14 protein-coding genes are annotated in these 16340 nt (G+C 41.5%); 8 read left to right on the top strand and 6 right to left on the bottom strand.

Annotated features, from left to right (window positions below; all coding sequences use genetic code 11):
* The first annotated feature begins 2 nt into the window (after positions 1-2).
* From AC13CS_RS05800 to pyrF, 4 genes are all read left to right on the top strand, one after another.
* Positions 3-212 carry a DUF4266 domain-containing protein gene (locus AC13CS_RS05800; RefSeq protein WP_014031744.1) on the top strand — a complete coding sequence of 70 codons (210 nt, stop codon included), beginning with the start codon at positions 3-5 and terminating at the stop codon, positions 210-212.
* A 33-nt stretch (positions 213-245) separates the two neighbouring features.
* Positions 246-1541 (top strand): DUF3570 domain-containing protein, encoded by a 1296-nt coding sequence (locus AC13CS_RS05795; protein ID WP_482888629.1) that lies wholly within the window; start codon positions 246-248, stop codon positions 1539-1541.
* A gap of 68 nt (positions 1542-1609) precedes the next feature.
* On the top strand, positions 1610-2686 hold the full coding sequence (prfA, locus tag AC13CS_RS05790; protein ID WP_163625910.1) for a peptide chain release factor 1: 1077 nt from the start codon (positions 1610-1612) through the stop codon (positions 2684-2686).
* Between the two features lie 40 nt (positions 2687-2726).
* On the top strand, positions 2727-3548 hold the full coding sequence (gene pyrF / locus AC13CS_RS05785) for an orotidine-5'-phosphate decarboxylase (RefSeq protein WP_482888628.1): 822 nt from the start codon (positions 2727-2729) through the stop codon (positions 3546-3548).
* Between the two features lie 3 nt (positions 3549-3551).
* On the opposite strand, the gene AC13CS_RS05780 is transcribed toward pyrF, so the two are convergent.
* Positions 3552-3746: a hypothetical protein gene (locus tag AC13CS_RS05780; protein WP_293168432.1), complete on the bottom strand. Its 195-nt coding sequence runs from the start codon at positions 3744-3746 to the stop codon at positions 3552-3554.
* Between the two features lie 200 nt (positions 3747-3946).
* Here AC13CS_RS05780 and AC13CS_RS05775 point away from each other — a divergent pair, with 200 nt between their 5' ends.
* Complete coding sequence (locus tag AC13CS_RS05775) at positions 3947-4471, top strand: hypothetical protein (RefSeq protein ID WP_293168430.1); 525 nt, start codon at positions 3947-3949, stop codon at positions 4469-4471.
* Between the two features lie 184 nt (positions 4472-4655).
* Here the strand turns inward: AC13CS_RS05775 and AC13CS_RS05770 are convergent, their stop codons facing one another.
* The 4 genes from AC13CS_RS05770 to purU all read right to left on the bottom strand — a co-directional run bounded on the left by AC13CS_RS05770 (position 4656) and on the right by purU (position 10230).
* The gene (locus tag AC13CS_RS05770) at positions 4656-5360 is read right to left on the bottom strand and encodes a DUF4197 domain-containing protein (protein ID WP_293168428.1); all 705 of its coding nucleotides are present in this window, start codon (positions 5358-5360) and stop codon (positions 4656-4658) included.
* Between the two features lie 55 nt (positions 5361-5415).
* Positions 5416-7701 carry a glycoside hydrolase family 65 protein gene (locus AC13CS_RS05765; protein WP_293168426.1) on the bottom strand — a complete coding sequence of 762 codons (2286 nt, stop codon included), beginning with the start codon at positions 7699-7701 and terminating at the stop codon, positions 5416-5418.
* Positions 7702-7810: 109 nt separating this feature from the next.
* A complete protein-coding gene (locus AC13CS_RS05760; protein WP_293168424.1) occupies positions 7811-9163 on the bottom strand; it encodes an MFS transporter in 1353 nt (450 codons plus the stop codon).
* Positions 9164-9381: 218 nt separating this feature from the next.
* Entirely contained in the window at positions 9382-10230 is an 849-nt protein-coding gene (gene purU, locus AC13CS_RS05755) for a formyltetrahydrofolate deformylase (RefSeq protein ID WP_293168422.1), read from the bottom strand.
* 142 nt (positions 10231-10372) lie between these two features.
* Between purU and AC13CS_RS05750 the strand changes: the two genes are divergently transcribed.
* Entirely contained in the window at positions 10373-13831 is a 3459-nt protein-coding gene (locus AC13CS_RS05750; protein WP_293168420.1) for a methylmalonyl-CoA mutase family protein, read from the top strand.
* 8 nt (positions 13832-13839) lie between these two features.
* Here AC13CS_RS05750 and AC13CS_RS05745 read toward each other — a convergent pair whose 3' ends face one another.
* Positions 13840-14241, bottom strand: coding sequence for a hypothetical protein (locus AC13CS_RS05745; protein ID WP_293168418.1), 402 nt, complete (start codon positions 14239-14241; stop codon positions 13840-13842).
* 121 nt (positions 14242-14362) lie between these two features.
* On the opposite strand from AC13CS_RS05745, the gene AC13CS_RS05740 reads away from it, so the two are divergent.
* Positions 14363-14815, top strand: a complete 453-nt coding sequence (locus AC13CS_RS05740) for an Lrp/AsnC family transcriptional regulator (protein ID WP_293168416.1) — start codon at positions 14363-14365, stop codon at positions 14813-14815.
* A gap of 128 nt (positions 14816-14943) precedes the next feature.
* Positions 14944-16299 carry an alpha/beta hydrolase gene (locus AC13CS_RS05735; RefSeq protein ID WP_293168414.1) on the top strand — a complete coding sequence of 452 codons (1356 nt, stop codon included), beginning with the start codon at positions 14944-14946 and terminating at the stop codon, positions 16297-16299.
* Positions 16300-16340 lie beyond the last annotated feature (41 nt).

Raw genomic sequence — 16340 nt, 5'->3', positions numbered from 1 at the left:
ATATGGGAAGACCTCTTTTTTTGCTACTACTCTTAATTTTCTCAAGTTCCTGCGTGGCCGTTCGTGAATACGATAAAGTTTATGTGAACGATGAAGAGATGCAGTTGAGTGCGCGACCCTGCGAACGTTTTGAAACCAATTTCCATATTTATAGAGAGGCCTCCTCTGGAGCCAACGGAGGCAAAACAGGTGGTGGATGCGGATGTAATTGAATGTGGACTTCAAATGATTAATTTAAAAACTTCATGACCCGATCATCCAATTCAGCACAAACCGTTTTCGTAGTCTTATTATTTTTGATGGCATCCTTGGGTTGGTCACAACAAGATGACACTTCCTATAAAAAACGTGTTTTGGAGGCAAGTGAGGTTGACTTGCTTTTTAGTTATTACAGTCAAGATGGGCAAAATGCGGCAGTTACAGGTGGCGAAGGTACCGAGGAATTAACAGATGCTACTTCTAGCATTGTCTTGCGAATGCCGATGAACGAAGACGATATTTTAACGGTGGATGTTGGGCTGTCCGCCTATACTTCGGCATCATCAAGTAATGTCAACCCTTTGGATGGCGGTGTAAATGTTACCCCGTTCGATGCTTCATCAGGAGAATCCCGAAAGGATGTATTGGCCTATATCAATCCAACATATCAGCACAGTTCCGATGATCGTAATTCCATTTGGAGTGCCAATGCCTATTTTTCATCGGAATACGATTATTTTTCGATAGGATTTGGTGGTAGTTATACCAAGCTCTTCAATGAAAAAAACACAGAGATAACCCTGAGCGGTAAAGTTTTCTTGGATAAATGGAATGCTGTTTACCCTATTGAGCTACGCGATGGATTTTTTGATGATCGCATCACGGGAAACGGTACTTACAATCCGATTTTTTCGGAGTTTGACAAGGAAAACAGGAATTCCTACTCACTTTCTTTGAGTTTCTCCCAGATTTTGAGTCAAAAATTACAAGGCGCATTGTTTATGGATGTGGTTTCCCAGAACGGATTGTTGAGCACGCCCTTTCAACGGGTCTACTTTTCGGATTTTGAGGATTTCTTTATTGATGATTTCCAGTTGGCTGACAATGTGGAACAATTGTCCGATAGCAGGTTCAAACTACCTGTGGGCGGAAGGTTGAACTATTATTTAAATGATTTAGTAGTGCTGCGCTCGTATTATCGTTTTTATTGGGATGATTGGGGCATCAGTTCGCACACGGCCAGTCTTGAAGTGCCTTTTAAGCTCACGGATAAGTTTACGTTGTATCCGACCTACCGCTACTATACCCAAACTGCGGCGGATTATTTTTACCCCAAAGAGCAGGCGTTGTCAAACTACGAGTTTTATACTTCGGATTATGATTTGTCCAACTACGATGCCCATCAATATGGGATAGGGGTACAGTACAAGGACATTTTTACAAGTGCCCGAGTACTCAATTTTGGTTTGAAAACCATCAATCTGCGTTTTAGCCAGTACGATAGAAGCGATGGTCTCAATGCCTTTATCGTTACACTTGGGACTACTTTTGTTGGAAACTGACTTCATTTAGTTGGAAAATAATCCAACGAAAAAATCGTAAATTCGCATTCCCATAGGAGGATTGATTTATGCTAGACAAACTCAACATTGTAAAACAGCGTTTTGATGAGGTTTCGGACCTGATCATACAACCCGATATTATTGCGGACCAAAAAAGGTACGTAAAGCTGAACAAAGAGTACAAAGACTTGAAGTTGCTCAGCGACAAACGCGACGAATACATAGCCCTTACCAACAATATCCAGGAAGCAGAAGAGATTATTGCCGACGGTAGTGATACGGAAATGTTGGAAATGGCCAAAATGCAACTGGATGAGGCCAAGAGTGCCTTGCCCAAATTGGAAGAAGAAATTAAATACCTTTTGATTCCCAAAGACCCCGAAGATGAAAAGAACGTGGTTATGGAAATCCGAGCAGGGACCGGTGGCGATGAGGCCAGTATTTTTGCTGGAGACCTATTCCGCATGTACACCAAATATTGCGAATCCAAAGGATGGAAGACCAACGTAATCGATTTGAGCGAAGGAACCAGCGGCGGATACAAGGAAATCCATTTTGAGGTGAACGGCGAAGATGTGTATGGAACTTTGAAATTTGAGGCTGGGGTGCATCGTGTACAACGTGTACCACAGACAGAGACCCAAGGTAGGGTGCATACCAGTGCGGCTACCGTTATGGTGATTCCCGAAGCGGAAGAGTTCGATGTTCAAATAGACCCAAAAGATGTGCGGATAGATTATTTCTGTTCCTCTGGACCTGGCGGGCAATCGGTGAACACTACATACTCAGCAGTACGCTTAACACACGAACCCACAGGGATTGTAGCGCAATGTCAGGACGAAAAATCCCAACACAAGAACAAGGATAAAGCCTTTAAAGTACTTCGTGCCCGTTTGTACGATATGGAATTGGCCAAAAAGCAGGCCGAGGATGCTGCCAAACGTAATTCGCAGGTGAGCAGTGGCGACCGTTCAGCAAAAATCCGCACCTATAATTATCCGCAGGGTAGGGTAACCGATCACCGAATCGGTTTAACGTTGTACGATTTACAGAACATCATCAACGGGGATATCCAAAAGATAATCGATGAGTTGATGTTGGTGGAGAACACCGAAAAACTCAAAGAAGCTTCGGAGATATTTTAATCGGTTAATTCCCATTGAACACGGTCGAGAACCATTCAAAATGAAGATAGAAGATTTAATTGCCCAAATACGTCAAAAAAAATCGTTTCTCTGTGTTGGTCTTGACACGGATTTAGATAAAATTCCAGAACATCTTTTAAAAGAAGAAGACCCCATTTTCGCTTTCAATAAGGCTATAATTGATGCTACGCATCCGTATTGTGTAGCCTACAAACCGAATATTGCTTTTTATGAGGCTTACGGTCTGGACGGATGGAAATCCTTGGAACGTACCATGGCATATTTGAATGCCAAGCATCCAGAAATGTTTACCATCGCTGATGCGAAACGTGGAGATATCGGAAATACATCCACTCGCTATGCCAAGGCGTTTTTTGAGACCATGGATTTTGATTCCATTACCATTGCACCCTATATGGGCAAAGATTCTGTGGAGCCCTTTTTGGAGTTTAAGGATAAGCATACCATTTTGTTGGCGCTCACGTCCAATCAGGGTGCTTTTGATTTTCAGACCAAAAATGTAGATGGCCAGGAATTGTACAAAGAAGTACTGTCCGTTTCCAAAACGTACAAAGGCGCTGAAAGATTAATGTATGTTGTTGGTGCGACTAAGGCTACTTATTTGGAAGATATCAGAAAAATTGTTCCAGAAAGCTTTTTGTTGGTGCCAGGGGTAGGTGCGCAAGGGGGAAGTTTACAAGAAGTTTGTAAATACGGAATCACTAAAGATGTAGGTTTGTTGGTGAATTCTTCTCGAGGTATTTTATATGCTTCTACAGGTTTGGATTTTGCCGAAACCGCTGCGAAAAAGGCACAGGAAATCCAGCAAGAAATGGCAATTGAACTGGCTAAACTTGATTAAGTTCTAGGCCAAGCTTTCCAAAACCTTTTTTAGGCTCTGCGCTTTCCTTTTAAAAAATTCTCCCAATTGGGTGTCTTTACCGGCAACACTGGCAGCTTTTTCCATAAAATTATTTTGCATTACCTCCAAAACTGATGCTGCTTGGCTTATACTGGTGATGGGTGTAACAGATCCAACTTTACAATACTGATTATTCATAGCTTTCAAGATTTGTTAATAACAAAGATACGTTCAAAACGGGCTTATGGACTACGTTGTGAGGTGGTATACGTCTATAAATCAGGTAATTTATCTAAAATTTAACGTATCTAGTGCTATTTGTCCAAACCCTTTACTTTAGCCTAGTAAAAAATTAACTTATCTTTAAAAGGATTGCTTTTTAACTTTCTAGGGTTGCTATGCACAGATCATTATTCGTTTTGATTTTACTTTTTCATTTTGTGGGTCAAGCACAAAATAAACAAAATTGTAATTGCTGTTCTGAAAACCATAGAGCATTTGACTTTTGGGTTGGGGAGTGGGAAGTAGTTAATTTCCAAGATGGCTCTCTTGCAGGATCAAGTGTAATCAGTAAGGAAGAAGGAGGTTGCGTAATTCGGGAAAATTGGACCAGTGCCAAAGCAGGGTATACAGGAACCAGTCTTAATTTTTATAATACCCAAACCAATGAATGGGAACAGTTGTGGATAGATAATGCTGGAGCTTCTTTAAAGTTGAAGGGAAACAGGATCAACAATCAAATGATCTTGACTTCCGATGAGTTTACAAAATCTGATGGCAAAAAATATAGGAACCGAATTACCTGGACCAAAAACGATGATGGAACCGTGAGGCAGTTATGGGAGGTCATAGGGGAAGGGAACAGTACCTCAATTGTTTTTGATGGACTCTACCGAAAAGTTCAGAAAACAAAAAACCGGTGAAGAACACCGGTTTTTAAACTAACTAACTCAAAAAAATGCTAACTCAGATAACTTGTACAAAATTCTAGTTTAACCTTCAGGCCAAGGTTAATTTAACTTTAGGATTTTGTTATAATTACTCTTAATTATTGAGTTTATAACGACTTATTTTTAGAGTTATTGCGTTTTTAGCAAAAAATTATGACTAATCTTGAAGTGCGAAGACCTTTTTTAACAAATCTGTTGTCCTGGACGAAACTTTTGTCCTAATTTCTTTCTCTTCCACGGCGATCATCGTATATACACCTTCCAAAGCTTCGTTGGTGGTATAATCCGTTAAATCCGGGTTTACATCATTGGTCAACGGCAGGCTGTTGTACTTTGTTATGATATTGCTCCAGATTTGGTCGGCACCCACTTTTTGAAATGAATTTTTGATGATTGGGTTGAATTTATTGTAGAGCTGGGTACGAGTGGCCTGTTGTAAATATTGGGTCGCTGCATTGTCGTTTCCTAAAAGAATCTGTTTGGCATCATTAAAAGTGATTCCCTTTACGGCATCTACAAAAATAGGTGTGGCTTCGCCAACGGCATCCTCTGCGGCACGGTTTATTATTCTCAAGCCTTCGTCCGCCAAACTGGACAAGCCAATATCACGCAAGGTTTTGTCCACTTTTTGTAATTCTTCCGGAAGCAAAATCTTTACAAGCTCGTTCCTGAAAAAACCGTTTTCCAGAGCTAGCTTATCCACTTGTTTTTCAATACCCATATTCAAGGCTTCCCGTAATCCTTGTGCTATTTCGGCATTTCCGATTCCTGTGGTGCCTTGGGGCAATTGGTTTACAACTTGTTGGAGTTCCGCACACCCTACAAGCTGCAACATTAAAACGCATAGCACTAATCTTTTCATGGTTAAATTTTTTAATTTGGAGTGATAATATACGGGGAAACTACATAAATAATGGTTAATTCAAAATAATGGATTCACCATTGACGAGAATTTCTAAGCTTTCACCTTCATCAATAGTAAAGGTTGCACCGTTTTGGGCAACAGTAACCTTTAAAACCCTGTCCCTGAAATTAATTTTGAAGGAGTACCTATCCCATTGTTCAGGAATTTTTGGAGAAAAGCAAAGCTTACCGTCTCTAACGCGCATACCACCAAATCCTTCTACAATACTCATCCAAGTACCTGCCATTGATGTAATATGAAGCCCTTCTTCCACCTCTTTATTGTAATCGTCCAAATCCAATCTGGATGTACGCAGGTAAAAAGTATAGGCTTGCTCCATGCGGCCCAGCTTTGCTGCTTGTATGGCATGAACGCAAGGAGAAAGTGAAGATTCATGTACGGTAAAGGGTTCATAAAAATCGAAATGTTTTTCCAGTTCTTTTTCCGTAAAATGGTCTTCAAAAAAATAAAACCCTTGCAAGGTGTCGGCCTGTTTAATATAGGGGGAACGTAGAATTCGGTCCCAGCTCCAATGTTGGTTAATGGGGCGTTCTTTTTTATTCAACTTGGCCACGTGAACCAAATCTTTGTCCAGGAACCCATCTTGCTGAAGGTAAACCCCATGTTCTTCGGAATAGGGCAAGTACATGTGGGCGGCGACTTTTTTCCATAGTCCAGTTTCATCATTGCCCAACTGGGTTTTTTCCAAAACTCTTTTGTAGTCGTTCGGATACTCCTGCTGCACATAATTTAATTGCTCCAATGTATATTCCAAACACCATTTAGCAATATAATTGGTGTACCAGTTGTTATGAACGTTGTTTTCGTACTCGTTGGGCCCAGTTACCCCTAACATCATATATTTGTTGCGGTGAGTGGACCAGTTGACGCGTTGCTGCCAAAATCGTGCAATACCGATCAGCACTTCCAGTCCCATTTCTGGAACATAGCTAAAGTCTTGGGTATATCTTGTATAGTTGTAAATGGCGTAGGCTATGGCACCGTTCCTGTGGATTTCTTCAAAGGTGATTTCCCACTCGTTGTGGCATTCTTCACCATTCATGGTAACCATGGGATATAATGCAGCACCTTTGGTGAAACCCAATTTTTCGGCATTTTCTATGGCCTTATCCAAATGGTTGTACCTATACTTGAGCAGTTTTCGGGCTACTTCTTGATTCTTGGTCGCCATATAAAAAGGAAGGCAATAGGCCTCGGTGTCCCAATACGTGCTACCCCCATATTTCTCGCCCGTGAATCCTTTTGGTCCAATATTTAATCGGGAATCTGTTCCGGTATAGGTTTGGTTCAATTGAAAAATATTGAAACGGATACCTTGTTGGGCTTTTACATCACCTTCTATGGTAATATCGCTCATTTTCCAAATAGCTGCCCATGCCTTTTTCTGTTCTTCCAGAAGCCTGTCGAAGCCTAGGGAAGATACTTCATCCAGCACTGCGTTGGCTGCTTCCATTAATTTGTCCGTATTATGGTTTCGGTCTACCGTGTACCCTCCGTATTTGAATAAACTCACTTTTTCTCCTTTATTGGTTTTTTTGGAAAACTCAAAACCGATAGCTAGCTCTTCTTTATTAAGGGAATCAGGAGTTTCTTTTATGGTATTGCCATAAACCAGATAGGCCTGCATAAAAGTACACACGTTAAAATGTGTTTTCATGGTGTGAGACTCAATAAAGGCCCTATTTTTGTTGGAACCAATGTTGGTAGTATTCCAGAACTTATCGTCCCAATTGCTGTCCTCATTGGTGATACCGGCATCAATATAAGGTTTAAAAACAATTTCAGCATCGGTATTTATTGGGGTTATCTCAAATTGAATTGCTCCAACTTCATCGTGGGGTAGACTCAAAAATCGAGTGGCAACAACTTCTATTTCTATATTATTGGGCATGGTGGCGACGAAATTTCTTCGGTACCACCCTTCCTTCATATTAAGCTCCCTCTTAAAGTTTTTAATATTAGTGCAAGTGGCTAAATCCAAGGGCTCTCCATTGATATTAACATCGATGCCAATCCAATTTGGGGCATTTATAACTTTGGCAAAATACTCGGGATAGCCATTTTTCCACCACCCGACACGGGTTTTGTCCGGGTAATATACGCCTCCAATATAGCTTCCTTGAAATGTAGGGCCCGAATAGGATTCCTCAAAATTGGCACGCTGTCCCATAACCCCATTTCCCATACTGAAAAGGCTTTCGGAAGATTTGATGCGTTCCTTGTCGAAACCTTCTTCTATAATGCTCCATGGATGTGATTGTATATAGTCTTGATTCATTTTAGGGGTGATTGATGTGTTGTTTGTTTTTTGGATTAATTTGTTAGAATTTGATTAAAACCTCTGGTTTTTATGGGTAGTGGCATTGCCCGAACATAATAAATTCCGATTAAATTGTAGTTCCATTCTCGTCTATATCCTCAACCCTTGAAACCAATAAGGCTGCAATTAAAAAGGCAACACCACTGGTCATTAGTGCATATATAGGATGTCCGTTGTATAGGTATTGTACCATTAGGCCTCCAATTAGTGCATTTATAATTTGGGGAATCACAATAAAAAAATTGAAAATGCCCATATAAACGCCCATCTTTTGTGGAGGAATGGCGCCTGCCAAAATAGCGTATGGCATAGCCAAGATACTGGCCCATGCAACTCCGATGCCAAGCATGGAAAGTATCAGCCAATTGTCGTTGGGCATAATATAAATGGATAGAAAACCCAGGGCGCCTATGATCAATGAGATGGCATGTGTTTTTTTTCGACCCACTTTATTGGCAATGGCAGGAAGAAAAAAAGCGAAGATGGCTGAAACGCCATTGTACACACCAAATAAAACACCCACCCAATCACCAGCATCTTGATAGACGGTACTTTGACTGTTGTTGGGATCCAATCCATAAATATGCTCGGCGATGGCCGGAGTGGCAAACACCCATAACCCGAACAGTCCAAACCAGGAAAAGAACTGTACCCAGCTCAATTGCCGCATGGTCTTTGGCATTTTTGCAAAATCGGTAAATATATCGATTAGGCCGCCTGTCGATTTTTCCGTTTCCTCGACTTTTTCGTCTTGGTTTAGAAGGGCCATTTCTTCAGGTGTATATTCTTTGGTGGTAAATACGGTTATGGCAACGCTGGCTACAAGTACCAATGCACCTATAACAAAGGAAAGCAGCAAGTTTAAAGGAACTTCGCCCGCCGCAGCGGTATTGCTAATTCCAACCCAGTTGGTCAAAGCGTAGGGCAACCAGGAACCGATGACCGCACCTACACCGATTAATACGGTTTGAATACTGTAGCCTAAAGTCCGTTGGTCCGATGGCAACATATCCGCTATCAACGCCCTGAAGGGTTCCATGGCAATGTTGAAAGAGGCATCCATTACCATAAGCATACCGGCACCAACCCAGAGTGAGGGCAAAAAAGCGGTGAACATATCCGCATTGGGCATAAAAATGAGCCCCAATGAAGCCAAAAGGGCACCTGTCAGAAAATAAGGTCGTCTACGTCCCAACCTAGTCCAGGTCTTGTCGCTGTAATAGCCTACAATAGGTTGTACGATAAGTCCGGTAAGTGGAGCAACGATCCAAAACCATGAAAGTTCATGGACATCGGCGCCAAAACTTTGGAGAATTCTACTGGCATTGGCATTTTGGAGGGCAAAGCCCATCTGAATTCCAAGGAATCCGAAACTGAGGTTCCAGATTTCCCAGAAGTTTAATCTTCGCTTTTGAAACATTGTGATAGAGTGTTAGATCCACAATTTGAACTGCTTATACCGCTCTGGAATACTTTTAGGGAAAGTAAAATAAAACATTTTCGTGGACAAACTTTAATCCCATTAAATGGGTTTAATTCCCCGATGCCCTGTGTCGAAATGGTTTTAAGGTTTGCTGGTTTGAATACCTCGTGGGCCTGCCTTTGTCGGCAGACAGACTTTTTCCGAGGCCGTTGATTTTAGGAAAAAATAACGGTCTTGTTGTTGTAGACCATGGTTTTTCGAGCTACGTGAAGTTGAACGGCGCGAGAAAGGACTATACGTTCCAAATCCCTGCCCTTGGCAATAAAATCCTTAACGGAATGTGTGTGCGAAACTGTGGTGACATCTTGCTCAATAATGGGCCCCGCATCCAAATCCTCAGTAACGTAATGGCTGGTGGCACCAATAATTTTAACGCCTCGATTAAAAGCGGCATGGTAAGGTTTGGCCCCCGCAAATGCTGGTAAAAAAGAGTGATGGATATTAATGATTTTCTGAGGGAATTCATCAATCACCTTTGGTGATACTATTTGCATATATCTGGCCAAAACAATAAAATCAACGCCGTATCGCTCTAAAAGTTCGAGCTGCTTGTCTTCGGCCTCTGCTTTATTTTCTTTGGTTACGGGAATGTGGAAATACGGAATATTGAACTGCTCTGCCACATACTCCAAATCCTTGTGGTTGCTCAAAATAAAAGGGATGTCCACAGATAATTCGCCAGAGTTGTATCGGCTCAGCAGATCGTAAAGGCAATGATTGTACTTGGAAACAAAAATGGCCATTTTTGGTCTGTACTCATCTGTATATGCATCCCATTCCATGTTAAAATCAGTAGCCAACCCCTGACCGAAATCTTCTTTGAACTTGGGTAGGTCCAATTCCTGTTCAAATTCACTCTTCAAACGCATAAAAAATACGCCCGCCTGTTTGTCCACATGTTGGTCAAGGTACACAACATTTCCTTTTTGCTGATGGATAAAGGTAGTTACGGAACGAATGATTCCAGATTGGTCCGGGCAATTGATAAGAATGGTCAGTTTCATTGAACATGTTTGAACGGATAAAATTATGGTATTCAAAAAAGGAAGTCCAAACTTTTATTATTTTTTGTATAATCTTAATCAAAACCAATTTTCATTTGCATTTTCTGTAAATTGCAGGGCGAAAACAGACCTTTTATTGCAGATGGAACAAATTAAACCCTACACCCCTAAACATAAAATCAGAATTGTAACCGCAGCTTCTCTGTTCGATGGACACGATGCAGCCATCAATATTATGAGAAGGATTATCCAAGCTACAGGGGTCGAAGTGATTCATTTGGGACACGATAGGAGTGTGGCCGAAGTGGTGGATTGTGCCATCCAAGAGGATGCGAATGCCATTGCAATGACCTCGTATCAGGGCGGGCACAATGAGTATTTTAGGTATATGTTCGATTTGCTGAAAGAAAGAGGCGCGGCACACATCAAAATCTTTGGTGGCGGTGGCGGTGTCATCCTTCCAGAAGAAATAAAGGAGTTGATGGATTATGGGATTGAGCGAATTTATTCCCCGGACGATGGTAGGGAAATGGGGCTGCAAGGAATGATCAACGATTTAGTAAAACGATGTGATAATGCCGTTCCCGATTTAAACCTTCCTAAAGGAAAGTCACTGGAAAACGAATTGGAGAAAAAGCATCCGAATACCTTGGCTCGATTGATTTCATTGGCCGAGAACCGTCATAAAGAGTACGAGAAATTTCAACAAGAAATTGAACAGAGACAGGCCAACGTACCTGTTTTAGGCATCACGGGTACAGGTGGAGCAGGAAAATCGAGTTTGGTCGACGAATTGGTACGGCGTTTTTTGATGGATTTCCCAGATAAGCATATCGGTATTGTTTCGGTGGATCCCTCAAAACGAAAAACGGGAGGCGCGCTTTTGGGTGATAGAATCCGAATGAATGCCATCAATAGCGATAGAGTGTACATGCGTTCTTTAGCTACGCGACAATCCAATTTGGCCCTGTCCAAACACGTTTCGGAGGCAGTTCAAGTGCTGAAAGCTGCAAAATATGACCTGATTATCTTGGAAACCTCTGGGATCGGTCAATCCGATACCGAAATTTTGGAACACAGCGATGTTTCGCTCTATGTGATGACGCCAGAGTTTGGTGCGGCCACGCAATTGGAAAAAATTGACATGCTGGACTTTGCCGATATTGTAGCCATCAATAAGTTCGATAAACGTGGTGCTTTGGACGCCCTTCGCGATGTAAAAAAACAATATGCCCGTAATCATGGATTATGGCATACCAATGAAGACGAACTCCCCATTTTTGGAACCATTGCTTCGCAGTTCAACGACCCCGGGATGAACAATCTATATAAAAAGGTGATGGGCACCTTGGTGGAGAAAGCGGGTTCCAATTTGGAATCGACCATCGAGATTACCCAAGAAATGGCGGAGAAAATCTACGTGATTCCGCCAGCACGTACCCGATATTTATCAGAAATAGCTGAAAATAATAGAGGTTATGATGCCAAGGCAAAGGAAGAATCCAAAATAGCTCAAAAGCTTTACGGTATCTTTTTGACATTAGCTTCTACTTTGGAAATGGACCAAGAACAAGCCGAGGAGCTGTTTTTGGATAAATCGGGATTGAACGAAGAGGAAATTCAATCATACCTAAAAAGTGATAAATCCAAAGAATTTATTTCACTACTGATAAAGGAGTTCGACAAAGTCAAGATGCATCTGAATCCACACAACTGGGAGGCTATTTTAAAATGGCGGGAAAAGGTAAAACGCTACAAATCTGAAATCTATTCCTTTAAAGTTCGAGAAAAGGAGGTCAAGATAAAAACCCATACCGAATCCCTATCGCACAGTCAGATTCCTAAAGTTTCCTTGCCCAAATACCAAGCTTGGGGAGATATTTTACAATGGATATTGCAAGAAAATGTACCCGGTGAATTTCCATACACGGCAGGTTTGTATCCGTTTAAAAGGGAAGGAGAGGACCCAACCAGAATGTTTGCAGGTGAGGGAGGACCCGAACGTACCAACCGACGCTTCCATTATGTGAGTATGGACATGCCCGCCAAACGATTGTCCACAGCTTTCGATTCGGTGACGCTGTACGGAAACGACCCGGACCATCGGCCTGATATTTATGGAAAAATCGGAAACGCTGGGGTTTCCATCTGCTGTTTGGATGATGCTAAAAAACTGTATTCAGGTTTTGATCTAAGCAGTCCAATGACTTCGGTAAGTATGACCATTAATGGCCCTGCGCCTATGCTTTTGGCCTTTTTTATGAATGCTGCCATAGACCAAAACTGTGAGAAATACATCAAAGAAAATGGTTTGCAGAAAAAGGTCGAGGACAAAATCAAAACCATCTTTAAAGAGAAGGGGATAGCACAGCCCCAATATTATGGAAAACTTCCTGAAGGGAACAATGGTTTGGGATTGATGCTTTTAGGCGTTACGGGTGACCAAGTGCTACCAAAAGAAGTGTACCAGGAAATAAAGGCCAAGACCCTGAACCAAGTTCGCGGTACGGTACAGGCCGATATATTAAAAGAGGACCAAGCACAGAACACCTGCATTTTCTCGACCGAGTTTGCCCTAAGGTTAATGGGCGATGTGCAAGAATATTTTATTGAACAACAGGTTCGTAATTTCTATTCGGTTTCCATATCGGGTTACCATATTGCAGAGGCGGGTGCCAACCCCATCACGCAGTTAGCTTTTACGCTGTCCAATGGGTTTACCTACGTGGAGTACTATTTGAGCCGAGGGATGGACATTAACAAATTTGGTCCAAACCTTTCGTTCTTCTTTTCCAATGGAGTAGACCCGGAGTATGCGGTAATTGGTCGCGTAGCTCGTCGTATTTGGTCCAAAGCCCTGAAAGAGAAATATGGGGCCAACCCGAGAGCGCAAATGCTCAAATACCATATTCAAACTTCGGGAAGGAGTCTGCATGCGCAGGAAATTGATTTTAACGATATCCGTACCACGCTTCAGGCCCTGTATGCGATTTATGATAACTGTAATTCATTGCACACCAATGCTTACGATGAAGCCATTACCACACCGACTGAGGAATCGGTGCGCAGGGCCATGGCCATACAGTTGATCATTAATAAAGAATTGGGTCTGGCCAAAAACGAAAATCCAATTCAAGGATCATTCATTATTGAAGAATTGACGGATTTGGTGGAAGAGGCCGTTTTGATGGAGTTTGACAGGATTACCGAACGTGGTGGTGTACTTGGTGCCATGGAAACCATGTACCAGCGTTCCAAAATACAAGAAGAGAGCCTTCATTATGAAACTTTAAAGCACTCCGGGGAATATCCCATTATTGGAGTGAATACATTTTTGAGTTCCAAAGGCTCACCTACCATTTTACCTGCCGAAGTAATACGGGCTACCGAAACCGAAAAGGAAAATCAAATCAAAACCTTGCAAAATCTGCACAAAAGGGAAGCTGGTGAAGCTGCGAAACAGTTGAACGAATTACAGGAAGCGGCTATCAATAATGAAAACATTTTTGCAACATTGATGGAAGCTGCCAAATATTGCTCATTGGGCCAGATTACCGAAGCTTTGTTCCAAGTGGGAGGGCAATACCGAAGAAATATGTAAGGGGGAACTTAGTCGTTCTTGTTGATCAAGGACTTTCTCCACTTTTTAAAGGAAACTCGGAATATCCGAATCTCTCTGCGAAGAAGATTTAGGTATTCCTTTTCTTTGACGCCGTCCCTTTCCAAACCATTGCAATAGGCCAAGATGTTACGGGTCATAATGTTTACGTACGAAAGACTTCTCATTCGCGAGGTATGGCAATTGCTCAATGCAGCTTGTTCCACTTCTTTCGTAATCAAATCAGCATCCGCCAAAAGGGATTTGGAGATGTCGTCTCGGAAGGAATCAATTTTACGCAAAGACAGCATTTCCCTGTTTTGGGCAAAATAGGCCGCTACAGCTTCGCTCATGTCGCGTAGCGCCAAAGATTTACGGTAAACACCTAAGGAGTTAAGGGAATTTCTCTCCATTTTCAATAGCAATTTTGTACTATAAAATTAAGCACGATTTAAATTTTTTTACTTTTGTTAATAAAGCAATTATTCGATTTTACTTTCGATAGTAAAAAAATAGTGGTAAATTTCTTTTGATATGAAGATAGATGATTTGAATTGGCAAATCCTGAATCATTTGCAACAAAATGCGAGGGAATCTTTTGCCAATATTGGAAGGAAAATCGGGTTGACACCACCCGCTGTGGCGGAGCGCGTAAAAAAGATGGAGGACCTCGGAATTATTGAGCGTTACAGCACTAAAATTTCGTATGTAGAGGCCGGGTATCAGCTAAAGGCCATTATTATGTTGCGTGCTTTTATGGGAAAACTCAAACCGTTCTTGGATAAGGTCAAAACGTTCCGGGAAGTGGTAAACTGCTATCGAATTACGGGAAATGAGAACATCATTATGGAGGTAGTGCTTCGTGATCAGTCGCATTTAGAAGAATTTATTGATGAACTGATCGTATATGGTGAGTGCAGGACACATATTGTATTGTCCAACGTTGTGGCCAATTCACCGATTCAAAAAAATAGGACAGCCAAGTAGTTGCCGGATAAATTTGACGTTTTTAAAACAAACTTTGGCTAGATTTTTGTTAAAATAGGGTTATGAGAAAAACATATTTGTTACCGCTTCTGACTATTTTTTGCACATTTTCTGTCTTTTCGCAACAAATGGTTTTGAAAAAGGGGGAGATTATTGATAATCTCTCGGTCAACGATTCAACCAAAAACAGCTACTCCCTTTATATTCCCAAAACATTCTCCATGGACGAAAAATGGCCGTTGCTCATGATTTTTGATACGGAGGGGAATGAGAAAAAGGCACTGTCCATGTTTGTGCTTGCTGCGGAAAAGGAAGGCTATGTTTTGGCGGCCCCAAAGTTGATCGACAGTATTTCTTTGACCAAGAATATGGTAGTGGCTGGCCAAGTTATTCAGAAAGTTACAAGTCTATTGCCAATACATAATGATCGGATTTATGCCGCAGGCGAGGATTCCGGAGGGCAATTTGCCAGTTTGGTGCCCATTCTGATCAATGGGGTCAACGGAGCCATGTCCATTGGCGCCTCCTTATCCAATAGCGAACTCATTAATGTTAAAAAGCCTTTTCATTTTATAGGTATGGTCAGCAAAGAAAACTTTAATTATCCATTTATGCTGACGGATACCAAGCTTTTGGACCGCTATAAGTTTCCCAATCAGGTTTTGTTGTTCGATGGAAATGGCAACTGGCCAGGTGTGGCTTATTTACAAAAAGGAATGCAGCTCTTCACCCTCGATGCCATGGGACGAAAATGGATTCCCCAAGATACATCCTATATCGAAAAAGCGTACCAGGAAGATTTGGCAAAGTTAAATCAGTTGAAAAGCATTGGCGATTTATTGTGGGCGGAACAATATATGACAGAAATGACTTCCATATACGGAGCTTTAAAAAATATGGACTCCCTAAGGTCGGTACAGCGAGACCTTCGGAGAAACAGGGATTATAAAACCTTGAAACGAGCGGAAAATGCCGCTTTCTTAAAAGAGTCCATGCTGAAAGAAGATTATCAATATTATATGGAGGAGGATGTTTATACCCATAATTTCAACAATTTGGGTTGGTGGAACCATCAAATGGGCGAGATAGAAAAATTTATTTCTGGTTCAAAACCGTATGAAAAACAAATGGGACATCGGTTAAAGGGTTTTGTAAATGCATTGGCAGAGGATTACATTGACATTATAGCTTCGGAAAAGGTGGTTGATGAAGATGCCTTGGCATTTTTGTATATGCTGAAAACAATTTTAGAGCCGGACAACTACGAGTATTATCTAAAAACCATTTCCATCAGTGCAAAAAATGATGATTTTGGTACTTCGTTATTCTATTTGGAAGAGTTGTTGAAAAAGGGTTTTAAGGATAAGGAAAAGCTCTATAGTCTGGAAAATACAGCCTTGTTCCGCATTACCCCGGAGTTTAACGAGCTTGTCTCAAAATATTTGAAAGACGCGCGGTACGATATTAAGGTCGATGAAAATTAATCTACCAGGTAGACTTGACACTGATTTGGTTTAGAGCTGTA

Source organism: Flagellimonas sp. B-3, assembly GCF_056857835.1.
Note: the sequence above shows the minus strand (reverse complement) of the source record. Positions and strands in the feature narration are given on the sequence as shown.